At 42.4% G+C, this 23,580-nt stretch carries 23 protein-coding genes, 1 tRNA gene and 1 other RNA gene; 9 read left to right on the forward strand and 16 right to left on the reverse strand.

Going from position 1 to position 23,580, the window contains the following annotated elements:
* Positions 1-135 precede the first annotated feature (135 nt).
* The 4 genes from BK009_RS05250 to BK009_RS05265 all read left to right on the forward strand — a co-directional run bounded on the left by BK009_RS05250 (position 136) and on the right by BK009_RS05265 (position 5,663).
* Positions 136-2,673 (forward strand): cation-translocating P-type ATPase, encoded by a 2,538-nt coding sequence (locus tag BK009_RS05250; RefSeq protein ID WP_100909195.1) that lies wholly within the window; start codon positions 136-138, stop codon positions 2,671-2,673.
* Between the two features lie 160 nt (positions 2,674-2,833).
* Positions 2,834-3,724, forward strand: a complete 891-nt coding sequence (locus BK009_RS05255) for a 4Fe-4S binding protein (protein ID WP_100909196.1) — start codon at positions 2,834-2,836, stop codon at positions 3,722-3,724.
* 160 nt (positions 3,725-3,884) lie between these two features.
* The gene (locus BK009_RS05260; protein ID WP_100909197.1) at positions 3,885-5,063 is read left to right on the forward strand and encodes an aminotransferase-like domain-containing protein; all 1,179 of its coding nucleotides are present in this window, start codon (positions 3,885-3,887) and stop codon (positions 5,061-5,063) included.
* Between the two features lie 120 nt (positions 5,064-5,183).
* The gene (locus BK009_RS05265) at positions 5,184-5,663 is read left to right on the forward strand and encodes a VOC family protein (RefSeq protein ID WP_205835927.1); all 480 of its coding nucleotides are present in this window, start codon (positions 5,184-5,186) and stop codon (positions 5,661-5,663) included.
* Here BK009_RS05265 and BK009_RS05270 read toward each other — a convergent pair.
* From BK009_RS05270 to ffs, 4 genes are all read right to left on the reverse strand, one after another.
* Positions 5,654-6,592 (reverse strand): prenyltransferase, encoded by a 939-nt coding sequence (locus tag BK009_RS05270; RefSeq protein WP_257790625.1) that lies wholly within the window; start codon positions 6,590-6,592, stop codon positions 5,654-5,656. The genes BK009_RS05265 and BK009_RS05270 overlap by 10 nt on opposite strands.
* Before the next feature lie 191 nt (positions 6,593-6,783).
* Positions 6,784-8,082 (reverse strand): hemolysin family protein, encoded by a 1,299-nt coding sequence (locus BK009_RS05275; RefSeq protein ID WP_100905966.1) that lies wholly within the window; start codon positions 8,080-8,082, stop codon positions 6,784-6,786.
* 107 nt (positions 8,083-8,189) lie between these two features.
* Positions 8,190-8,274 (reverse strand) — tRNA-Ser (locus BK009_RS05280).
* 200 nt (positions 8,275-8,474) lie between these two features.
* Positions 8,475-8,790: signal recognition particle sRNA (gene ffs / locus BK009_RS05285), an RNA gene on the reverse strand.
* 226 nt (positions 8,791-9,016) lie between these two features.
* On the opposite strand from ffs, the gene BK009_RS05290 reads away from it, so the two are divergent.
* From BK009_RS05290 to BK009_RS05300, 3 genes are all read left to right on the forward strand, one after another.
* Positions 9,017-10,000 carry an inorganic phosphate transporter gene (locus BK009_RS05290; protein WP_100907919.1) on the forward strand — a complete coding sequence of 328 codons (984 nt, stop codon included), beginning with the start codon at positions 9,017-9,019 and terminating at the stop codon, positions 9,998-10,000.
* A gap of 183 nt (positions 10,001-10,183) precedes the next feature.
* Positions 10,184-11,407 (forward strand): FprA family A-type flavoprotein, encoded by a 1,224-nt coding sequence (locus BK009_RS05295; protein ID WP_100909198.1) that lies wholly within the window; start codon positions 10,184-10,186, stop codon positions 11,405-11,407.
* A 99-nt stretch (positions 11,408-11,506) separates the two neighbouring features.
* A complete protein-coding gene (locus BK009_RS05300) occupies positions 11,507-11,920 on the forward strand; it encodes a hypothetical protein (protein ID WP_100905964.1) in 414 nt (137 codons plus the stop codon).
* Positions 11,921-12,166: 246 nt separating this feature from the next.
* Here the strand turns inward: BK009_RS05300 and BK009_RS05305 are convergent, their stop codons facing one another.
* The 7 genes from BK009_RS05305 to hdrC form a co-directional block, all read right to left on the reverse strand.
* A complete protein-coding gene (locus BK009_RS05305) occupies positions 12,167-12,565 on the reverse strand; it encodes a CBS domain-containing protein (RefSeq protein WP_100905963.1) in 399 nt (132 codons plus the stop codon).
* Positions 12,543-13,460 (reverse strand): 2-phosphoglycerate kinase, encoded by a 918-nt coding sequence (locus BK009_RS05310; protein WP_100905962.1) that lies wholly within the window; start codon positions 13,458-13,460, stop codon positions 12,543-12,545. The genes BK009_RS05305 and BK009_RS05310 overlap by 23 nt, the downstream gene beginning before the upstream one ends.
* Before the next feature lie 129 nt (positions 13,461-13,589).
* A complete protein-coding gene (locus tag BK009_RS05315; RefSeq protein ID WP_100905961.1) occupies positions 13,590-14,258 on the reverse strand; it encodes a metallophosphoesterase family protein in 669 nt (222 codons plus the stop codon).
* A gap of 119 nt (positions 14,259-14,377) precedes the next feature.
* On the reverse strand, positions 14,378-14,923 hold the full coding sequence (locus tag BK009_RS05320) for a DUF2096 domain-containing protein (protein WP_100905960.1): 546 nt from the start codon (positions 14,921-14,923) through the stop codon (positions 14,378-14,380).
* Positions 14,916-15,185, reverse strand: coding sequence for a DUF749 domain-containing protein (locus tag BK009_RS05325; protein WP_100906863.1), 270 nt, complete (start codon positions 15,183-15,185; stop codon positions 14,916-14,918). The genes BK009_RS05320 and BK009_RS05325 overlap by 8 nt, the downstream gene beginning before the upstream one ends.
* 111 nt (positions 15,186-15,296) lie before the next feature.
* Positions 15,297-16,193: a CoB--CoM heterodisulfide reductase subunit B gene (gene hdrB, locus BK009_RS05330; protein ID WP_100909199.1), complete on the reverse strand. Its 897-nt coding sequence runs from the start codon at positions 16,191-16,193 to the stop codon at positions 15,297-15,299.
* A gap of 10 nt (positions 16,194-16,203) precedes the next feature.
* Positions 16,204-17,220 (reverse strand): CoB--CoM heterodisulfide reductase subunit C, encoded by a 1,017-nt coding sequence (gene hdrC, locus BK009_RS12640; protein WP_100906865.1) that lies wholly within the window; start codon positions 17,218-17,220, stop codon positions 16,204-16,206.
* Positions 17,221-17,460: 240 nt separating this feature from the next.
* On the opposite strand from hdrC, the gene BK009_RS05340 reads away from it, so the two are divergent.
* Positions 17,461-18,189: an archaeosine tRNA-ribosyltransferase gene (locus BK009_RS05340; RefSeq protein ID WP_100905956.1), complete on the forward strand. Its 729-nt coding sequence runs from the start codon at positions 17,461-17,463 to the stop codon at positions 18,187-18,189.
* A gap of 82 nt (positions 18,190-18,271) precedes the next feature.
* Here the strand turns inward: BK009_RS05340 and BK009_RS05345 are convergent, their stop codons facing one another.
* From BK009_RS05345 to BK009_RS05355, 3 genes are all read right to left on the reverse strand, one after another.
* Complete coding sequence (locus BK009_RS05345) at positions 18,272-18,850, reverse strand: class I SAM-dependent methyltransferase (RefSeq protein ID WP_100905955.1); 579 nt, start codon at positions 18,848-18,850, stop codon at positions 18,272-18,274.
* 112 nt (positions 18,851-18,962) lie between these two features.
* Positions 18,963-20,225: an ABC transporter permease gene (locus BK009_RS05350; protein WP_100909200.1), complete on the reverse strand. Its 1,263-nt coding sequence runs from the start codon at positions 20,223-20,225 to the stop codon at positions 18,963-18,965.
* A 3-nt stretch (positions 20,226-20,228) separates the two neighbouring features.
* Positions 20,229-21,173: an ABC transporter ATP-binding protein gene (locus tag BK009_RS05355; protein ID WP_100909201.1), complete on the reverse strand. Its 945-nt coding sequence runs from the start codon at positions 21,171-21,173 to the stop codon at positions 20,229-20,231.
* A gap of 398 nt (positions 21,174-21,571) precedes the next feature.
* On the opposite strand from BK009_RS05355, the gene BK009_RS05360 reads away from it, so the two are divergent.
* A complete protein-coding gene (locus tag BK009_RS05360) occupies positions 21,572-21,790 on the forward strand; it encodes a hypothetical protein (protein ID WP_100905952.1) in 219 nt (72 codons plus the stop codon).
* Between the two features lie 142 nt (positions 21,791-21,932).
* On the opposite strand, the gene BK009_RS05365 is transcribed toward BK009_RS05360, so the two are convergent.
* Both BK009_RS05365 and BK009_RS05370 read right to left on the reverse strand, forming a co-directional pair.
* On the reverse strand, positions 21,933-22,502 hold the full coding sequence (locus BK009_RS05365) for a DUF1847 domain-containing protein (protein ID WP_100906870.1): 570 nt from the start codon (positions 22,500-22,502) through the stop codon (positions 21,933-21,935).
* Positions 22,503-22,626: 124 nt separating this feature from the next.
* The gene (locus BK009_RS05370) at positions 22,627-23,571 is read right to left on the reverse strand and encodes a DNA adenine methylase (RefSeq protein ID WP_100906871.1); all 945 of its coding nucleotides are present in this window, start codon (positions 23,569-23,571) and stop codon (positions 22,627-22,629) included.
* Between the last annotated feature and the right edge of the window lie 9 nt (positions 23,572-23,580).

A 23,580-nucleotide genomic window follows, 5' to 3' on the forward strand; every position in this document is an offset into this window, starting at 1 on the left:
TTTTCATATCTTAATCAATTCAGATATGTTTTCATTTTTAACCAAGTCAAGAAAAAAATAATTCACCAATCATGGATCTAACACAGGAGTATAACTATTCACTGGAGTATAAAAATCCAACAATGGAGTATAATCATGGTAAATGAACTGGACCTGGAGAAGATCAAAGGACTCACCGAAGAGGAAGCTACCCAGAAGATCAAGGAATTTGGCCATAATGAGCTTCCCTCCACTGAGCAGAGATCAATTTTTGCCATTGTTTTAGAGGTAATCCGGGAACCCATGTTCCTCCTCTTAATTGCTTGTGGTGCTATTTACCTGGTTTTAGGAGATCTTCAGGAGGCTTTGATGCTCCTGGGATTTGTTTTTGTGATTATGGGGATAACCTTCTATCAGGAACGTAAAACTGAACGCACCCTGGAGGCTCTCCGTGATCTTTCCAGTCCCCGGGCACTGGTCATCCGTGATGGGCGAGAGAAGAGGATCCCTGGAAGGGAGGTAGTAGCCGGTGATATCATCATGCTCAAGGAGGGTGACCGGGTCCCGGCCGATGGGGTTATCCTGGACTGCAGCAACCTCCTCATCAATGAATCCCTCCTCACCGGTGAATCAGTACCGGTACGTAAAGTGCAGTGTGGGGGTTTAATGGACATGCATCCCCCTGGTGGTGATGGGCTTCCTTCAATCTACTCCGGAACCCTGGTGGTGCAGGGTCAGGGATTGGCCCAGGTTATATCCATTGGACTGGACACTGAGATGGGCCGTATTGGTAAACGCCTCCAGACCCTGGAGACCGAAGACACCAACCTCCAGAGGGAAACCCGTATCCTAGTACGGAACATGGCCCTCCTGGGTGTGGCCTTATGTGCCGCAGTGGTGGTGATCTACGGATTCACCAGATTGGACTGGCTTAACGGATTTCTAGCCGGTATAACCCTGGCCATGGCCATCCTACCTGAAGAATTCCCAGTGGTTTTAACCATCTTCCTGGCCCTGGGGGCCTGGAGAATAAGTCAGAAAAACGTCCTCACCCGGCGTTCCCATGCCATTCAGGCCCTGGGATCCACCACCGTCCTCTGTGTGGATAAAACTGGTACTTTAACTTTAAACCAGATGTCAGTGGGTAAGATCATGAATGGCACTGACTTTTTTGATGTGACCCTTGACACTAATCATCTTCCCGAGTCCTTCCACGAACTGGTGGAGTTCAGTATACTGGCCAGCCAACGAGATCCCTTCGATCCCATGGAGAAATCCCTTAAAAAGTTTGGAAACAACACTCTCCAAGAAACAGAACACATCCATGAGGACTGGAAACTCATTAAAGAATACCCCTTATCCCAGGAACTCCTGGCCATGTCCCATGTATGGCAATCTCCAGATGGTGCAGATTACATAATCGCAGCTAAAGGGGCACCAGAAGCAGTGGCTGATCTCTGCCACATGGAACCCCATGAACTGGAACAGTTATCTCGTAACATTTCCCAGATGGCTGGTGAGGGTTTGAGGATAATCGGAGTGGCCCGTGGATCATTTACCCAGAAGGATCTCCCTGGAAAGCAGCATGACTTTAACTTCCAGTTCATGGGACTGGTGGGATTCCAGGACCCGATCCGTGCAGAAGTCCCTCAAGCAGTTCAGGAGTGTTACCAGGCTGGTATACGGGTGGTGATGATCACCGGAGACTACCCTGGCACTGCCCGGAATATAGCCCAAAAGATAGGGCTCAATCAGCCAGAAATGGTCATCACTGGTGATGAACTGGATGCTATGGATGATGAGACGTTGAAAGACCGGGTGAAGGATGTTAACATCTTTGCCCGTATGGTGCCCGAGATGAAGCTGCGCCTGGTGGAGGCATTTAAATCAAATGGTGAGACTGTGGCCATGACTGGGGATGGTGTCAACGATGCCCCAGCCCTTAAATCCGCCCAGATTGGTATAAGTATGGGTGGGCGTGGTACTGATGTGGCCAGGGAAGCATCAGATCTGGTTTTACTGGAGGATGATTTTTCATCCATTGTGGCCACGGTGAAGATGGGCCGCCGCATCTATGACAATCTGAAAAAAGCCACGGCCTACATCTTCGCAGTGCATGTTCCCATCATTGGAATGTCCTTCTTACCAGTAGTCTTCCAGTGGCCCCTGGTCCTATTCCCGGTGCAGATCGTGTTTCTGGAGCTCATCATTGACCCGGCCTGTTCCGTGGTCTTTGAAGCAGAACCTCCAGAGAAGGATGTGATGAAACGTCCTCCCAGGAGTTCCAGTGAAGGATTATTCAACCGGAAGAACATTGGAATGAGTGTTTTGCAGGGAATAGTTGTGCTTATATTTGTCCTGGCCATTTACCTGGTGGGTCTTAACTGGCAGGGAGAAGCCAGTGCCCGGACACTGAGCTACATTACCCTGATCTTCGCCAACCTGGCCCTCATACTAACCAACCGTTCCTGGTCCCGCACCATATACCAGACACTACGCTCACCTAACCAGGCACTCTGGTGGGTTTTAGGCGGTGCGGTCCTATTTTTAGCAGCGATTTTATACTTCCCCCCACTGCAGCAACTGTTCAAGTTCTGCCCACTTAACCTGTGGGAGATACTCCTGTGCCTGGCAGCGGGTATGCTGAGTGTGTTATGGTTTGAAGTATTTAAATGGTTTAAAAATAGAGATTAACTAGTTCACGAACTGGTTAAAAAATGGAATAAATGGTAAAGAATGGGTTAAAACCATGAAAAAGAATTTATTTAACTCATTCATCCTTTTGTTACCATACTCCCCTTCCACTATTTTTATTTCCACCGAAAAACATAATTAAGCACAAGTGGGGTTACAAATGAAACCGGCAATTTCCAACATTGAATCAGAGCTTCTGGATAAATGTTCAGACCTAGGAATACCTATGGTGGGTTTTTCACCGGTGGAACGGTGGGAAAATCCCCCAGAAGAACTCCCGCAACATTTTTCCAGCTGGATACCATCAGATTTCTGGCCACAGTCCATTTATCCCGAGGCACAGACAGTGGTGGTGATTGGTTTGCCAGTGCAGCTCCCCATAGTGGAAACTGCCCCTTCCATCTATTACCATGAACTCTACGAGACTGTAAACATCCTACTGGATGAGAAAGCCTATGAAATAGCTAACTTCCTTACCTTGAAGGGTTATCCTTCCATTCCCCTGCCAAGGGATGGTTACGGTGATATTGAAGTGCTCATGGAAAAACCCTTAACATTTTTTTCCCATAAACATGCCGCCTATCTGGCGGGTTTAGGATCCTTTGGTTTGAATAACATCCTCCTAACACCAGAATGGGGGCCAAGGGTGCGTTTTACCAGTATATTCACCACCCTTAGACTGGAGGGAACCCCCATTCCTGGTGATGACCTGTGCACCCGTTGTTTATCCTGCGCTGAGAACTGTCCAGTGGGGGCTATTGAATCAGAATATCCCGTTAAAAGGATAACTTCCGAAGGTGATACTGGATCTACAGATGATTTCCCTCCCCTAATTAACAAGATCTCCTGTGCCACCCGCAGCCGGAAACTGAGGCGAGAATACCGGTCCCCCTGTGGCATATGTATCAAAGTATGCCCAGTTGGCGAAGACCGGAAACTATTTGAAAGGGAAAACACCACCATGTACACCCAGAGGGATGGTTTTGAAAAGTACCATCAGGCATGGGACCATGTACGCAGCTACGGGAGTAAAAAAATAATTTTCAGATGATATGATCATAGGATGGGAGTTCCATCCATTAATAAAGAGAATTAATAATGTTTCATGGTAAATGTTATTCTTGATGAAATATTCATATTATAGATTAGGGAAATATCACTTTATTTAGAATTACATTAAAACTTATTAAACCGAATTAAGAGGATTTTTCATGAATCACCGTTTTGCTCGTCGAATGAATAAAATACCAAGGTCTTTTGTCCGGGAAATCTTGAAGGTCACCGATGATGAAGATATGATTTCCTTTGCTGGTGGACTTCCCAATCCACAGTCCTTCCCGGTGGAGGCCATTAAAGATGCCACATCCCGGGTTCTGACTGAAGACGGGGAGAAAGTTCTCCAGTACAGCACCACTGAGGGTTACCGCCCTTTAAGGGAACTTATAGCCCAGCGATATAAAAAGCAGGGTCTCCAGGTGGAAGTGGATGATATTCTCATTACCAATGGATCCCAGCAGTGCCTGGATCTGGTGGGGAAGGTTTTCCTGGACTGTGATGATGGGGTGGTTATGGAAAGACCCACCTATCTGGCGGCGATACAGGCTTTTGGATTGTATGAACCACAATTCCATTCCGTACCACTTCTGGATGATGGTGTGGACACCGAGGCCCTGGAAAAAATCCTGAAAGAGGAAGAAATTAAACTATTCTATTCAGTCACCAGTTTCCAGAACCCCACGGGAATAACCTACTCACGAGATAAAAGACGGGAGGTTGCTGAAATTCTCACAAAACACAACACCATCCTGGTTGAAGACAACCCATACGGTGAGATCAGGTTCATGGGGGAGGACATCCCACCTATCAAATCCATGATCCCGGATTCAATCCTTTTTGGAACCTTTTCCAAGATCGTCTCCCCTGGTATGAGGATGGGATGGATTGTGGCCCCTCCCGAGGTTATGGAAAAACTGGTAACTGCCAAACAGGCCTCTGATCTCCATTCCAATTACTTCACCCAGAGGGTGGTCTACCAGTACCTCCAGGATAACAACGTGGACAACCATATTCAAAATATAAGGAAACTCTACAAGTCCCAGAGGGACCAGATGGTCCAATCCATCAGAGAATACCTGCCGGAGGGTGTTAAACACACAGCCCCTGAAGGTGGGATGTTTTTATGGGTCACCCTTCCGGAAGGAATGTCTTCCATGGATTTATTTAAACTGGCAATTAAAGAGAAAGTTGCCTTTGTACCAGGGGAAACATTCTACACTGAAAACCCTGAAACTGATACCATGAGACTGAATTTCTCCAACTGCTGTGAGGAAGAGATCATAGAGGGTATGAAGAGACTGGGAACTGCCATCCAGAAGATGGAAGACCTTTGATTTAGACATCATGATGATTTAACTCGTAATGCAAATTTAAAGATTACTAAAGATTTCAACAGGTAAAGCAAATTTAAAGGTTACTGAAGATTTAGCATAGGGTAATCAGAGGTTATTTAAATGAAAATCAAATATGTATGTCCATTAATTGCAGTGGAAGACATTCAAAAATCCCGAAAATTCTATGAAGATGTTTTAAAGCAGGAAGTGGAAATGGACCACGGGGCTAACGTTGCCTTTAAGGGCGGTTTTGCCATACACGACGCTGCACACTATCAGGGGCTTTTAGGGGAGTCATACCCCATAGATATCCGGGTTAAAAAGAATTTTTTAGAACTTTACTTTGAATCCGAGGATTTGAACCGTCTTCAGGAAAAATTAGATTCAATTAACACTAAATTTCTCCACCGGATACAGGAGCAGCCCTGGGGGCAGAGGGTTATGCGTTTTTATGACCCGGATGGTTACATAATTGAGGTGGGTGAACCCCTGGAATTCGTGGTGAGAAGATTCGCCCAAGAGGGTTTCTCCCCTGAAGAGGTATCTCAAAAGTCTTCTTTGCCCCTTGAATTTGTGGAAACAGTTCTGGATCAAAAATAAGTGCTTATAATCCCTGACAGTAAATAAAGATCAAAAACAGTGATGAAAACTACCAGAATCAGGATATTCCAATTTACAAGTTTGGTTGCCCTTTCTCTTTTAGCTGTGCGACTGATGAGAAGGTACAAACCCACCATTGTGGGGAACAATGACATCAAAGCCATTAACTGGAAGTTGATCCCCGGGAAGATGCCTGAAAGAGACAGGAGCATGAGGGACAGAGTTCCCAGCACCCCTACCAAACCAATAGATATGAACCCTATTTTCCGCCCTTTTTTCACTATAAAAGTGTTTTTATGGCCTTTTTTATCACCCTCCATATCAGGGATTTCAACGCTTAAGATAAAGCTAGTCATGAAAATGACGAATGGTAACGTGAACAGCACTATTTTCAAATCCAGATATCCACAAATCGCCACGTAACCAGCTGCGGGTAAGATAAATCCACTCAGAGCAGTTACAACCTCACCTAACCCCCTGTAAGATAGTTTTAATGGGGGTGCTGAGTAGTACCACGCAATGAAATTCCCAAAAAGGGCGATTAAAAGAAATGTTAAGGATGAATAAATAAAAGAGAAGATTACGGCCAGAGATAAGGATAAAATGATTAATAGGATTCCAAACTTTTTTGCCAGCGGCCGGAGCTCCGGGTTTCGAACCAGAACACCACTTCCCCCTGCAAAAAGGGTGGACTGGTTGTAGTGATCCACTTCAAAATCCCAGTAATCATTGCTGTAGGAAACAGATAGATGGGCTAATAGTAAAACTGCATATCCTCCTAAAAATCTATCCCATAAAAAAGGCATGTTAAAAGTAACTGCCAGTAGTGCACCATTGGTGAAACATAGGAAACCAAATAAAAGAAATGGTAAACGTCCTAGTTTAAGGATTAAACCTATTTTATTTAGCCAGATTACCCTTACCCCCACACCTAAGTGGTTTAAAATTAATTCTATATTTATAATTGTACTTGGATATTCTTATTCTTTCCCATGAACAATTCATTAACAATTCCAATTCTAGTTAAAGCTAGTAAAAGAAAATCCAATAATTGGCCGTTATATTGGCAGTGGGCCTGTTAATAAATTCATCCTAATAGAACAGTCCCTTAAAATTAGTTTTATTTATGATATACCAGCACTTTATCAATATGGTGGCCATCCATATCCACCACTTCAAAATTAAGGTTCTCGGACTGGAATGATTCTCCAGTCTCCGGTATTTTACCTAGATAATTCAGTATAAAACCGGCCAGAGTCTGGTAAACACCCTTTTCTTCATCAGATAATGCTTTGATTTGGAGTATATCCTTAAATTCATCAATGGATATGGCCCCATCAATTAACCAGCTCCCGTCCGGTCTTTGAACTGCTTTGGGTTCATCTGGTTCGTCCATGGCTGGAATTTCACCCACAATTGATTCCAGAATGTCGTTAAGAGTGATTAATCCTTCAATACTTCCATACTCATCCACAACAATGGCCATGTGCACATTGTCCTGAGATTCCTTAAACAGGTTTAGAATGTCCAGAACATCAGAACTTTCCGGGACAATAATGGGACTTTTAAGGTACTCATTAAGGGTGTTCCCATTTTCTATTTCCACCTCAAAAAGATCCTTTAACTGTATTACACCTAAAAAGTTGTCCAGGGAATTTTTTCCCACTGGAAACATGGCTCTTTTACTTCCAGTTATTTTGGCTTTAATATTTTCCACAGAATCATCCACATCAAGCCAGGTTATCCCGGTTTTGGGTGTCATAAGTGAACTGGCCCTTCTATCATCCAGGAGGAATACTCGTTTTATTATGTCTTCCTCAGTTTTCTCAAATTCCCCAGTTTGGGTACCTTCTTCTATCAGGAGTTTGATTTCTTCTTCTGAAACGTTTTCTTCCTGGGCTTCCTTCACCTGGAGGATCTTGAGAACTGCTTCCATGGATAAACTGAGTAAAGCAACCAGTGGTGATGCGATTTTTGATAGGTACTTCATTGGCTTGGCAATTTTCACCGCAATTTGTTCCGGGTTGTTCAGGGCGATTCTCTTGGGAACCAGCTCCCCCACTATCAAGGAGAGGTAGGTGATAATCAGAACCACTATTAAGAATCCTAAGGCTTCACTGTAGGGTTGTAAAAGTGGAATGCCTGCCAGGCTACGGGATATATTTTCGGCAAGTGTTGCACCACCAAAAGCACCGGCTAAAATACCGATGAGGGTTATTCCGATTTGTATGGTGGATAAAAATTGGTTTGGTGATTCTGCAAGTTCGATGGCTGTGTCAGCATTTTTGTTACCGGCTTGACTCATCTTTTGCAGTTTTATCCTTCGGGATGTGATTATGGCAATCTCAGAAAGGGCAAAAACACCGTTTAAGATTACTAAAATTAGAATAATTAGAATTTCTAGATATATTAAATCCATTGCCCATCCCAGCGTGTGCATCTATATTTCAGATATGTCATCAGTAGAGTTATTTTTATATTACTTTAAGATTTATATGAATATAAAGGGTTAAATAAGTATAAAAGCGCAGGGGACGGGATTTGAACCCGCGAGATCCAAAGGATCATGGGATTAGCAGTCCCACGCCGTACCAGGCTGGGCCACCCCTGCAAATGAATATAAAAAAGTGGTAAATAAAACATTGTCAACCCTACTATTTAAATATAGGGAATTTTTTTAAAAGGGATTTTTCATTATCTATTGGTGATGTTTTATAAATGTTTTTAACATCGGGGATCATACCGGAATTAATGGTTTAAGTTATATTTTTTTATTCACCATGTTTAACGATTGATTGGTTTTATAAGTTTAAGTGGGCGTGTTCAAGGGTGGACAGCCATCCTGGATGCTGGTGATCCAAAATCCCAACTCCGCCCCGTTACTCCACAAGCATCAGCTGTCTAAGGTAGAGCTGCTTCTTTCCAGACCTGACCCGTTCCCTTGGTTAAGACAGTTTACTCCAGCCCTCCAGCTAAAGTTCTGCCACCACTAATCCTGCGGGACGAGGTTTCTACGTTGAAATCCTGGGCCAACACCCATTCAAACTGCCGCCCCTTGAACTTCGACTGCACCATATAGGGGATGTGCGCTTACAGAGGACCCCTGACCCTCCAGTCTAGCCCAGTTAATGTTGGTACTGATGGTATTTTAAGGTTGCGATCAGGATATTTGCCACCAATACAAAACAAGTTAAGTTTATAAACTTCACAAAGTTTTCTCCAAAAAAACAGAATATCCCATATTCAGAAACTTGAGATCTATGAGTTCCAGTGATTTATGCCTATAAAAAAAGATTTTTGCAGGGAAAAAAATGGGTCAAAAATATTTCAACCATCTCCCCCATATTATTAGCATGGAATGGCTGCTAGTTATTGGTGTGGTTATCAGTGTCTACATGGCCTTCAACATTGCTGCCAATGACATTGGTAATTCAGTGGGGACAACAGTAGGAAGTGGTTCCCTTACCCTGCGCAAAGCCCTGATCATGGGGGCAGTATTTGAATTTTTCGGGGCCATGTATCTGGGAAATAATGTGATAAAAACTGTGGGTAGTGGGATAATCAATGCCGACATCCTACCGGCCACCGGAGCGTTTATAATCACCCTGGCTGCTGCACTGTGGATAACCATAACCCTCATTAAAAAAATACCCATATCTGGCTCCGATGCCATTATCAGTGCTGTTTTTGGATATGGTCTGGTTGCTGTGGGCATCAACAACATGAACCTGAATGTTTTAGGCCTTATACTTACTAGCTGGATTTTATCCCCCCTTCTAGGGCTTTTAATAGGGTTTTTCCTATATTATCTTCTTAAAAATGCGTTTTTGGAGAAAGTTAAGGATATTGCAGTAAAGGGCCGTTTGGAGAAGGTTTTCTCCTACCTCCAGATTGGTAGTTCTGCCTTTGCAGCGTTGAATGTGGGGGCTATTGACATAGCAGTGGCCACCGGTGTGCTCTATTATGCCTTCGGAGCCAGTGCTGGCTTGGACATTAAACTCATTGGAGCCATAGGCATTGTTATGGGGATCATGGTGGCTGGGGGGAGAATTACCGACACCATAGGGAGGAGGATAACTGATCTCATCCCTTCGAGGGGTTTTGCAGCCCAGATATCTGCAGCTTCAGTGATTTTCCTCTTCGCCACCATGGGAATGCCAGTTTCGCCCACCCAGACCCTGGTGGGAACCGTTATTGGAGTGGGTTTGGCCAGGGGCACCCAGACCATCAAACTGGATGTGATAAAAAACATTGCCACCACCTGGATTGTTACCATTCCCGCCTGCATTGGGATTTCTGCAGGATTGGCAATTCTTTTGAACTTTTCACTGAATTAGACCATATATTTATAAAAAAAAATATAATGATAAGGTAATTTTACAAAATAATGCATAATACTTCTTTTTTATAGGATTTTTCGGTCAATAATTGAAACTGTTCGTAATAAAAAATATATGAAACCAGTACCATATAATTATTAAGTTTATGGTTTAGATGTTTTGATTTTTAGGAGGGAAACAATGAAAGCAGATGCAGTTAAGATTGCAGATGGTGTGTACTGGATTGGTGTCCTTGATTGGGATATTCGAGATTATCATGGTTACACCCTTAATGGAACAACCTATAATGCATTTTTAGTATTTGGAGATAATGAGGTTGCAGTGGTAGATAACACTTACCCTGGTTCTTCAGCACAGTTATGGGGTAGGATAAAGGATGCCTTTAGCCAGGAGAACCGGGAATTAAAGATTGATGTGATTATCCAGAACCATATTGAAAAGGATCATAGTGGGGCTCTAACTGAAATTCACAAGCGTTTCCCTGATGCTCCAATTTACTGCAGCCAGGTGGCAATAAATGGTTTGAAACAACACTATCCCGGACTGGCTGATGCTGACTTCCACCCGGTGAAAACCGGTGACACCCTGGAAGTAGGGGGCCGTACCCTGGCCTTCCTGGATGCCAAAATGTTGCACTGGCCAGACAGCATGTTCACCCTCCTCCTGGATGAGGGTATACTGTTTTCCAATGATGCCTTTGGCCAGCACCTCTGTTTCAGGGAAAGGTACGATCATGAAATACCAGAATACGTGTTGATGAATGCTGCCCAAAAATTCTACGCCAACCTGGTGACCCCCGCCTCAATGCTGGTGGTGCGCAAGCTGGAGGAGGTTAAGGAACTGGGGTTACTAGAGAATATTAGGGTCATAGCCCCATCCCATGGTCAGATCTGGACTGATCCCATGAAGATCATCACTGCCTACACCAACTGGGCTACTGGACAGTGTAAAGACAAAGCCACCATTATCTATGACACTATGCATTACTCCACCCGTATGATGGCCCATGCCCTGGCTGAGGGTCTCATGAGTGGAGGGGTGGATGTGGCCATGTACTTCATGCATACTGATGAGCGTAGCGAAATGGTTAATGACATCCTGGATAGTAAAGCCTTGCTTCTGGGAGTTCCAACACTCTTCAACGGACCATACCCCAGTGCCGGGGATCTGCTCTACTACCTGGAGGGCCTGAGCTTCCAGCGCACCGGACTTAAACGACTGGCAGTTACCTTCGGCTCCAAGGGATGGAGCGGTAAGGCCGTGGACAAAGTAGCAGACACTCTCACTAAATGCGGATTCGAAGTTTTTGATAAATATGAGGTTAACTATGTACCTACTGGTGACCAGCTGGATAAGTGTTACCAGATAGGTCAGGAAATTGCAGGGAAGATTAAGGAAATGTAAGAGTAACTAAATAACGTAGCAAATTTGAGGGCCCTTAGGAAATTTAATGACTAAGGTGACTAATGTGAAAAAATAAAACAGGGAATCGGAGGGTGAAAAATGGAAGAACTGGAATTTGAAAGTGGGCTGGACAATGAGAAAAAGGTGATAATAACCCTGTTCTGGACCAACCGGAAGGCTGCCCGGACTGAAGGCTGTGCTCCGTTCCGGATAAAAAAAATAGAAACACTAAACGAAACATATACTCCCCAGGGGACTAAACTGCTTAAAATAAGTGATGAAATCATGGCTGATATGGTTCAAACACTGAATGCAGGTAAAACCATACCCATGGAGTTCAATATAGGTGAAGAGAACCTGAATGTTTCCTTAAGTGCAGATTCTCTCTCAGTCACTGCTCAAAAGAGTCCGGAGATAGAAGAGGAGATAATTGAAAAACTGGAAATGGAATTAACCAAGAAGTTTCCCAACTTATGTGACTCATTCACCCCCAGGATAACTCCTCAAAGTTAAAAAATAATCCCATATCCCTTTTTTATATTTTTTAATTAACCTTAGAATGACTTTTCTAATTTATTCAGATTTTCTAACTATTCAGAAGGGATCAGTATAATTAAGGGAATCTATTTCCATAGCAAAGCTAATCACGCCCCCATCAAACAGGGACAATTTTTGATATCAATTCTTCTTTTATACCCACTAAAAAACCATTTAAAAAGAGAAATATGAAGATTAAGGTATTGGAATCTAGAATAGGTATTAAATCTTAATGGATCTAATTATATCCCCATCGGAAACAATACCCACCAATTTATGATCATCCAGTACTATTAACTGGTTGATTATACCCTCATCTGAACCGTATTCATGCATTTTCTGCACTGCAGTGGCCAGGTCGTCTTCAGGAGATACATATATTACCTGATCAACCATCACTTCCCCTACAGTGGTTCCCAGTTCATATTTATCCAGTATCAGGTTGTGACCGAGATCAGTGGCAGTTACAATTCCCACCAGTTTTCCATTATCATCCACAACTGGTAGTGAGCTTATTTTGTACTTCATCAGTTTTTCAAAGGCAAATACAACATCTTCAGTGGGAGGGACAGTTATAACCGTCTGGCTCATTACATCCTTAACCTTCAGTTTCCGTAACATGGTCTTCACTTCCATAGGTTTTAGTAATATCTTCAATAATCGATTCAATGGTGGTAGTGATGTCAATGTTTTCGATCACTGGCACGTGGTACTTGTTAGCCTGACTCTCAAAATATTTATGAGTTCTTCTAATAGCTCCAAAGTAATTCATGTACCTTTCAAGGGGCCTTCTTGCCCATTGTTGCCTGCACCTTGAGTAAAATCTGCCTTTATGAACTTCTTCATCTTCCAGGGTTAGAATAAACATGTGCACGTTATCCCTGGAAACCAGGTCTTCCCTGATGAATCCGGGTACTATGTGGACACCTTCAATTACTATGCTAATACCTTCGGTTATGGATCGTTCAATAACTGCTTCCACACCCACACTCACCGTGTCCACATGGTCTCTGAATCCTATTAATACTTCATCCAGTTCTGGTGGTGGTGGTATGCGCAGGGAGCGGTAGGCGGTGTAGCTGGATTCGTAGATGGTGGGGAGGAGGTCCTTTGATGCGATTTTACGCATTACTTCCCGTATCATATCGGTACTGATCATGTTACGGATTCCCAGTCTGTTGGCCACCTCGAATGCTATGGAGGAAGTTCCCACCCCAGATGAACCTCCTATGAGAATCACTAAAGGATCCTGGCACTTTCTTATCCTTTTCCAAAGTCCATATTGGACTGCTATTTCACTGTCCTCTTTTTTGAGCCTTTGACGGACGATATTCACCAAGTCATCCAGTTTGATTAATTTTACGCCATCTTTTTTGAGTTGAGCTTCGATCTGGGATGAGAATGTGTATGCCTTGTTGGGATCCATTTCAGCACGGGTTAAAGACCTGGCTAAAACTCCCTTTGAAAAGGGTTCCCTGTATTTTTTCCCGCTTACCTCTCCTTCAACCATAATCATATCTATCTCACCTCAAAATGGCAACAATGTAAATATTTAAAAAAATCAAGATATTATTTGTCAACATCATTTAAATCATTTTCTCTTAGGATTTTTTTTATCAGGGAATATTATAAGCGATTGTTGAATTTAAAGTTTTATTATTTCAGTTTCAATTTTTTCCCTTGTGGAATCATCCCGAATTTGGATTAAACATGCGTAACCCTGTGATAGTTCCCCCGGGTTTACGATGGTGGTTTTACCAATCTTATCAGTGCCGCTGGCTTCGTGAATATGACCACAGATGTTCAAGGTAGGCTGCACATCTTCAATTATTTTACGGAGGCTCGTACTACCCACATGCACCCCTGAAGGTAAGAGGTCGGTTTTAGTATTATAGGGCGGGGCGTGGGTGATGAAAAGGGTTATTTTTTCATCTTTTATTCCCTCAATGGCCCTTTTAGCTTCATCATAGATTTGCACCTCCTCAAATTCAAGGGGGGTGTCAAATGGTGTAGGGTTTGATCCTCCAAACCCACATATTCCTATGTTTTTAATTACTACATTACGTGCGTGGATATTTATAGCCCTGGAGTTATCAATGTTAGTATGTATGGATCTGGGGTCACAGTTTCCAGGTATGACCATTACCGGTATTTCGAATGAACTGATTTCATTCAAGAGGTCCTCTCCCAGTTCAGGGGGGCCGAAATGGGTTATATCACCAGCAATAATTATCAGGTCCACTTTGTTATCAGTTAGGTAAGTGATGATGGGTTTTATATCGCCATGGAGATCGCTTACAGCTAGTATTTTCATAGGTTTTTCCCCTTAATTTAAAAAATTGAGTTTGAACACTTAAACTACTGACTAAAATCTAACTAGAAAAATTACAATTGGAATAAGGTGAATCGAAGGCATTCCAACTGATCTTTTTTTTATTCCATATCATTTATCTGTTCCTTGAAAAATGAGGAAAGTTCCTGGAGACTTTTTTTAATGTTTTCCTTATCCCCATACACCACCAGCAGGGCATCTTCCTCAAATTCAATGATAACATTTTCATATTCTGCAATTTCCTGAACCCTATCCTCGGATAGGGGGGCTTTGAAGTTCATTCGGACCATTGAAAATCCTGAGGGTGCGCCAACCACGAATTTAGACTCAGTTTTCTTTTGAGGATAGACTTCTTCTCCCCTGGAAGCCCTTAAAAGTTTATCCATCCATTTGTCAGCGTACTCTGAACCTAACTCTTCAGCTAAACCCATTAAAGCATCCTGTATTGAGGTTAAAAATTCGTTGATGCGTTTGACTTCTACCTGTCTTTGCGGGTCTGTGGGATCCACTTTGTAGAAGTTAATGGTGGTTTTGGCCATCTGGATGTTTTTGGTGATTTCTTTAGGGATCTCCATTTCCTTCTTTCTAAGATCTGTGAGAAGTTCCACCAGCACCAGCCATGTCTGTTCTGCTGGCAATTCATTCATAGTAACCTTCCAGAACCTGTTTTGAACGGTGGTTAAGTTTGGCATCAGCTACCTTAAGCTCTTCATCAATATCTTCTAAGCTTTTATATAAATCTAAAAACAGTACATAAACACTTTCTGTGCCTGTAATATCAAGAATGGCTATGTCATCAGCATCAGTTATTGTTTTATCATCTATGGATGCTTTGTACTGTACAAAAGGACCGTATTTTTCCGGTAAATCCGTGTATTTGAATACTCCAGCCAGAGTAGCTACGAACAAAAAAACACCTCTTTATAAGTTTGGTTAATTCTTAGTTAAAATCAGTATTTAATTAGTATTTTGAAAAATAAAAAACTTATGGGTAAAAAAAGAAGATGATGGAAAATGTGTTTATTCTCCACCGGTAATTTCATCCAGTTTTGCCAGGGCAGGGTCTGCACTGATCTGATGAGCATCGACAGTTAGGTCGTCTTTACTGACCCCCATTGCCAGTCCGTAGAGTTGCGCCAGGTGGAAAACAGGTATATCCCAGTTTTCGTCGTAGGCTTTGTTAACTTCGGTCTGTCCTACATCGAACTGTAAATGACAGAATGGACAAACGTTAACTATAGCGTCTACTCCTGCTGCTTTCATATTCTGGAGTTTTTCACGGGTGAATGATAGAGTTACATCTATGTCTCGGGATCTTAATCCACCACCAGCTCCACAGCACATCATTTTGTCCTTGTAAGGTACTGATTTTGCTCCGGTTACTTCCACCAGCTCATCCAGTATGGTTGGCTGGATTGGGTCGTCGATATCGATTTCAGCACTTGGTTTGAGGAAGTGACAGCCGTAGTGTACTGCAACGTTAAGGTTTAAGGGGTTGGTAACGGATTCTGCTAGTTTGTCCATTCCAACATCGTTGTAAAGGATTTCAGCGAAGTGTCTTACGTTTATTTCGCCTTTGTATTCACGACCAGCTTCTGCTAGAACACCGTTGATCTTTTCCTTCATTGCGGCGTCTTCGTGGAGCATGTGGTTGGTTTCAAATAGTGATCCGAAACATCCATTACACTCGGTCATGATGTCGTTACCCTGTTCTTCGGCTATGGTTAAGTTCCTGGCAGCGATGGCAGCCCAGGTGGTTCTGTCGAAGGATCCGAATACTCCGGGTGCTGGGCAGCATGATGCTCCTTCCATATCCTGTAGTTCGATATCCAGATTGTCAAACATGATCCGGGTTGCCTTTTCAATTCCAGGGTACCGGTTGTTCATTATACATCCTAAGAAATATGCGAATGCCATTTTTATCACCTTATTCTAGTTCTCCTGTTTCCCAGTTGTAGCCGATTAGGGTGTCGAAACCTGTGGCTTTAACTATTGTTTGTACTTCTTCCAGTGCTTCTGGGAACTGGTGAGTGGTTGGTGGTAGTTCAGTTAGACCAACACTTTTTCGTAATGCCATGGTGGCGTCGTTAATTGGTACACCGTGTCCGGTTTTTGTAACGAATAATCCGGTCATTTTGTGTGATTGGGCCATGAATCCAGCCTGTGCAGCCTGGTTTCTTATGATCTTCACGATGTCTACGATTTTAATTCCTCGTGGGCATCTTTCCTGACATTCGTAACAAGTGGTACACATCCAGATAGAGTCGTCGGATATAACGTCTTCTTTGAGTCCCATTACAGCCCTTCTAACTACTCCTCTTATCCGGTATGGGGTTCTTCTTCCTGATGGGCAGGCACCAGTACAGGTACCGCACTGGAAACATATGGCCACTGACTCTGCGCCAGCATCCATGATTTCCTGTTTGAAATCTTCATCTACATCTGCACGGGTTATAGGTTTTTCATCACTTTGCAGTAAAGTCATGCTTTCACTCCTTTCTTTTTTTGGCTTTTCTTCTGATATGACTGGTTCGTCAGCTTCAGATTCTTCAGTTTCAGCCTTTTCCGGTTCAATTTCTTCTGGAATCTCTGTATCAGATTCTGATTCAGTTACTTTCTCAGGTTCTGAAATTTCAGGTTCTGATTCCGTTGTTTTTTCTGGTTCTGATATTTCAACAGTTGTTTCTGAGGGTTCTTCCCCAGTTACTGGTTTTTCTTCAACCGGTTCCTCTTTGGCTTCCACCGGCGTCTCTTCAGCTGGAGTTTCTGGTTCTGTTGATTCTGTTACTTCTGATTTCTCAGGAACTTCCTCGACTGTCTCTTGTGTTACTGTTTCTTTTTCTTCAACCGGGGGCTTTTCTGTCTCTGATTTTGCCACTTTATCTTTATTTTGCGGCTCTTCTCCGCCACTAATTACGTTTTTTAAGCGATCTAAAAAGCTCATTATATTCACGCCCCGGTCATCCCACGGTTCTCTTGGAAAACCATGTGATTTCCAGTTAAAAGTCTTTAGTATAGAGCTATATAAAGGTTGCTAAAAATTAGCTAGCTGTAACCTTTTAGGTTACACCTTCAGAGGATAAGTGTATTAAATTGTAATGAATAAAATAAATAATTGATTATGAATCTATTGATTAAAAATTAACATTACAAACCATTAATTATTAAAAAAGAAACTGATCACATGTTGGAAATAAAATCACACGACGGACCGGCGAGGCAGGGAAAGTACCAGACTACTGAAACACCAAATATTTTAGAATTTAATCCAGAGTTAATGGTTCCAGACGAACCAATGCCCTACGATGTACCTCGAGAAATGGCAGAATGGTCTGTGAAAAATACTCTGAAACATGCCGAGAAAGGTGATGTTAAACAGATAGCAGTGATTCACGGGGCTAAGTACCCTAATCTTCGCTTGGAATGTGCTGCTGGACTGGAAGAATTAGGTTATCGGCTTTTCCTGGTGGCTAATCCTGAAGAACTGTTAAGAAGACCTCAAGATCTTTTGAAGATAATCACCAGCCTACGGCAGAATATTAGTCCCAACTCATCTCTATTCTTCCCATTCGTGGAACTGAATTTTGTACCCTTACTGGTTTATCTAGGTGTGGATTGGTTTGGAAATTCCAGTGCAGATTATTATGCTAAAATAGGGGTGATGACCACACCTCACAATAATTATAACCTACAACAGTACCCAGTATATGATTTAAACCCAGAAGAACTAAAGAAATATAATCGTGAGTCTCTGGACTTCGTTTTGAGGGAGGTGAGGGCCAATATAAAAAACGGAACTCTGCGTAATCTGGTAGAAGAAAGATGCTGCTCTTCCCCTGAAGCAATGTCTGCTCTGAGGATTTTAGACAGAGATTATGGGGATTTTGTGGATAGTTACACCCAATTATACTAATCATAATGAAACTATCCATTCCTTATCTTATTAAAAAAATGCCTAAGGTTTTTTGGGAAAAAATTACCATATTATTGAATATTTACTTTTTAAAAGATTCCACCAGGTAATGGTATTTCCCAACTTCGGTGGTTCCACCAATCTTAAATCCATGTTCTAACAGAATTTTTTCCACATTTTCAGGAGTTAAACGAACATCGTAGGATGGTCCTGGTGGCCCCACCACTTTAATGAATTCCACCACTGCAAAGGTGCCACCTGGCTTTAAAACCCTCTTAATTTCAGATAAAGGCAGATTTAAGGTTCCTTCCGCTGCAAATCCATGGAGTACATTAGCCATGACACACTTATCCACAGATTCATCATCCAACGGTATCATTACAGTCATATCCGCCAGAATCGGTGCGATGTTATTTATTCCTTCCTTTTTGATTTCTGCTTTTAGCTGATCCAGGCTGGGCTGATAAACATCCAAAGAGAATATTTTCCCTTCATTTCCCACCAAACCGGAAGCAGCCAGTGATATGTGCCCATCACCACAACCAGCATCCATTAAAGTCTGTCCTTGCTTTAAACCCATGGCTGACAATACAGTTTTAGGGTCCAGTATATCCCGGGTTGATTTACCATGATGTTTATGGCCGTGTTTTTCCATCTGCATATCCATCAACTCCTCATACTTTTAATATTGACTGTTCCTTCCTAATCAATTATTATGCCATTCCACCCACTAAAAAAAAGAGGGTTTTTTAGTACCCCCTTTGTTTCTTATTTTAGTTTTCTGCTCTTAATCTATTTTTGGAAAACAATCCCACCCCAATGATGAATAGAATTATGGTTAACAGAACTGCCCATCCCACTTGATAGGCTATGGTATCCCATCCCCCACCGAAGGTTAGGGTGGATCTGAGGGCGTTCAGGATGTGTGTCCAGGGAAGTAGGTCGTATACCTGGAATGGTTGTCCCCAGAAGTTGGCGATCACCACTTGAGGTAAAGGGAAGAATGCCCCAACCAGGAAACTGGTGGGAACACTTATAAGGGTCCCCAGGTTGGCCGCCTGCCTGTCGTTACGGGCAAAGGCAGCTATTATCATTCCCAGAGATATGGAAGCCACTCCTCCAATTATCCCCACTAAAATAGCCAGTAAAAGAGTGTATAAACCCCCCTGCCAATGGAATCCGATTAAAACCGCCACTGTTAGAAGGATTATAACCTGTGCAGCGGCAATAAGTGACCAAGGTATGAGTCCACCGAATAAAAGGTCGAATGATGTCATTTTAGAGAGTTTAAGTCTGGATAGGGTTCCTTTTTCCACTTCACGAGTTAAGGCAGCGGCCACAGTGGTGGTTAAAAGGAGTATGGCAAATACAATCATTCCAGGGGCCATAAAGTCGAAGGTGGTGAAGGAACCGGTTCCGGGAATGGATTCCACCCTAGTCTGCAGGTAGGTGTCCGCTTCAACTCCCGGAGATCCAGTAAATGCATTCCTTATTTCACTCATGAGTTTATCCTGGTATTGTCCCAGTACACCGGTTAATATTCCCTGACTCACCCCAAATCCAATGTAGCTAGTGTCTCCCCTGATAATTAGGGTGGATGTAACATTGGAAGGAGGATTAATGGTTGTCTGCTGCTGTATGGTGCTGGTGATTAGTGCCACCACTGATTGGGAGAAGTTGGGAGGTATGATTAGCTCGGCATCCACATCCCTTGTTTTGATTTTTTTATCGGCATCAGTTTCAGTGGTTTTGGTGACGTTAAACAGATTCACATCACTGTCAGGATAAGTGGAGTCTTCCAGAACTTTGGTTAGATTGTTCCCGAAGTTCACCTGTTCCCCGGTACCAGGCAGGGTGGCCCCGGTGTCGTAGTTAACCACGGCGATCATGTTAGGTTGGTTATTCTGGCCCATCCCCCCAAATGCAAATCCAAAGACCAGCATGAAGAACATTGGAAAAAGCAGGATCATTGCCAGGCCCCTGCGGTCACGTATCAATTCTTTAAAATCCTTTTGGGCTATGCTTATAAACTTCATTTTCTACTCCCTCAGCCCTGTGCCAGTCAGATCTATAAATACATCCTCCAGAGTATTCTGACGAATAGAAAGGTCAGAAACATGCACACCAGTGGTTTCCACCAGGTCTATTATCTGTGGGAGTTTGCCCACAGCATCCAGGGCACGGACATTCAATCCATCATCTATTTCTACCACAGCCTGTACATCAGGCATATCCGCCAGGATATTGATAACTTCCTGATTTGAGGCCGGGTTGGAGAGCTTCATTTCCACCACATCACCTTCACCTATCTCCTTTTTAAGGTTGGAAGGTGTGTCCAGGCGGAGGAGTTTACCATGGTCAATGATGGCGATACGGTCCGATAATCGGTCGGCTTCATCCATTAAGTGGGTAGTTAAAATAACGGTTTTGCCCTCATCATCCCGCAGGCTGCGTATGTAATGCCATAACACCCGGCGGGACTGGGGGTCAAGACCTTCAGAGGGTTCATCCAGCACTACAATATCTGGCTGGTGCACTACAGCCATGGCCAGGTTCAAACGACGTTTCATTCCTCCGGATAGCTGAGCAACAAGGGTGTTAGCCTTGTCCTGCAGGAAAAGATCATCCAAGAGTTTCTGTACTCGTACCTTTAATTCATTCCTGGGAACCTGGCACATGTCTCCCATGAGCATGAGGCTTTCCTTACAGGTTAAAAAGTCCCATAAAACCAGTTCCTGGGGGCAGATACCTATGGTGCATTTTTCGATTTTTTCCACACCCTTTCCATCAATGAATATCTGTCCACTACTAGGACGTAACAATCCCACCATCATATTTATGGAAGTGGTTTTACCAGCCCCATTGGGCCCTAAAAAACCAAAAACCTCACCTTTTTTTATTTTTAAATTCAGGTTATCTACCGCCCTGAAATCACCAAAATCCCGGGTGACTTCACGGGCCTCTATAATAATGTTGCCAGCCATTTTATTCCTCCATTATTAATACACATTTATGTAAATTATTAATAATAACTATTTAGGGAAACGCAAGTTATGGAAAACCAAGGTTTCCGGTGCAGCCAGTTCAGGCTTCGATTAACCAGGAAATGATAACTGTAAGTTATAGTAATGCCCCTTGTTTTTTCTATATATACCCGGCTGAGAACTCCTGATTAAGTAGATAATTGATTTTATTTTTCTACCCTGAAGTTTTTCCATGGTAATGATATTCCATGAAGATTTATTCCATGAGATATAGATTATAGATATTAGATAATTAGATGCATCACCTGATAGCCAATTATGGCTGATTGTGAAAGAAGAGATTTATAACCGGAAATTGAAGGAATTAGTTTAGTTAAGGATAATAAGAGGTGTTAGAAATGATTGACCGGATTGAAGTGAGCATGATCAATGAAAGTGTGCATAACTTCAGAAAAGGTGAATTTGGAGTGGAATCAATTGAAATCCATGAAAAACGTGGTTTAATTGAGATTATTTATGTTGCACAGGAGACTGGGCATAAAATCGTACTGATTCCCCTGCAAAATGTGGAAAAATGTGAATTTACTGATAAATATGTAAGTTCTGAGAATGAGTGAGGTTTAAAAGATTTTAGGAATATGGAAGTTTTAATTAGTAAAGGCGTATGTATATCCCTAAAATTAACAGATCTCTAAATTCATTACTTATTCCTAAAATTTGAACCCATATCAGTCGAGCTTTGGTCAATTATCAGACCAGTCACTTATTAAGTTTATTTTGATAGTATTTTGAATAAACTGCTCCTAATGGGTTGTGGGTAAGGACTCTGTCCTTTACAACCAGAGTAGTTACTGGAGCCTCTGAATGTCTGGTGAACAGTATGTCATGACCAATACACAGTCCAATTATGATGTTAAGGTCTGTGTTTTTTTCATTGAGAATTGATGCCTGCCCTAAGGGGTTGCACATGGATTCATAACTTTTTTTATCAATCTGTTCCAGTTTGAAATCTGCCTTATCAATACCACATACCTTACAGCAAACTGAGTAGACCTTAAAATGTTTTTTGAATATTTTCTGTATCTGGTGGGCTTCCTGTTCTAAACCCACACAGAATGCCATTCCAATCTTTTTATAATTCATCTCCTTTGAAAAGAGAATAACCTCTTCAATACGGGTTTTCTCCATGTAGTATCTAGCTTCGATAGCAGATGATGCTTTGAGTAAATCACTTTCCCCCTCCCTGTAAAGTTCTTTGATTTCTTCTCTATTTTCCAGGCAGTCCTTGCCGTTAAAACAATCTTTCTTAGTGCAAGAAGCACATTTCAAGGTATTCCCTCCAATTAAACTCTATTTTATCGATTTGCAATCAATTAAATTATTAATTTAATTAAACAGTTCTCCCATCAAATATTTAATCATAAATCCATAATATTAGTCCTGAATCAATAGTTTAATCATGGAAATTCCTGATGATTAACTCTTTTATCTCCCCCCGGCTGGACGTGTTAGAGTTAATGTTACGTTTAGCAGGCACCCGATCGATTTCATACCCACTATAGAGTTCATCAAAGAAATTATCTTTCAAATCATGATTTTTAGGGTCACTATTACTTAGAATTAGGTATGCTCCTTTTGAATCCATTTCCCTATAAAAATGTGCCAGTTTTTCCTGATCCTGGTCATTGAAGCGCTCCCGGGAGTAACTGGTGAAATGAGAAGTGCTGTTTAAGGGCCTATAGGGTGGGTCCATGTACACTAAGGTGTTTCTTTCAATGAAGTGTCGGGCATGGGTGAAGTCCCTGCACAGAATCTCAGTTTTTTCAAGGGCATGATGCACTGCCTGCAAGTTTCCTTCATCACAAATGGTAGGATTCCGGTACCTGCCAAAAGGCACGTTGAACTCACCCTTGCTATTGATACGAAACAGTCCATTGAAGCAAGTCTTATTCAGAAATATCAAGAGAGCAGTTCTCTGGATCCATTCATCACCATAATTCTGATAATCCATATCCTGCATCTTTTGGTTGTATTCCTCCCGTATACTGTAAAAATTCTCTTTCCTCACCTCTTCGCCCTTACTGAGGTGTTCTGTTTCCATATTCTTCAGGAGGGTGATGAGTTTATCCACGTCACTTTGAATCACCCTATAAGCCATGATTAATTCCGGATTGACATCCAGGAGAATGGATTCTGTGACCTGGTAATGGTTTTTCAGGTAGAAAAACATGGCCCCCCCTCCAACAAAGGGCTCCACATACCTTTCAATAACCCCACTTTCCAGTATAAATAGAGGTAATCTCTTTTCAAGTTCTAAAAGAAGCTGAGTTTTGCCCCCCGCCCACTTCAGGTATGGTCTGGCAATATCAAAGTCCTTTTTAAATGAATTTGTAGCCATTTTTGAAAT

This window comes from Methanobacterium subterraneum, assembly GCF_002813695.1.
Taxonomy (GTDB): domain Archaea; phylum Methanobacteriota; class Methanobacteria; order Methanobacteriales; family Methanobacteriaceae; genus Methanobacterium; species Methanobacterium subterraneum.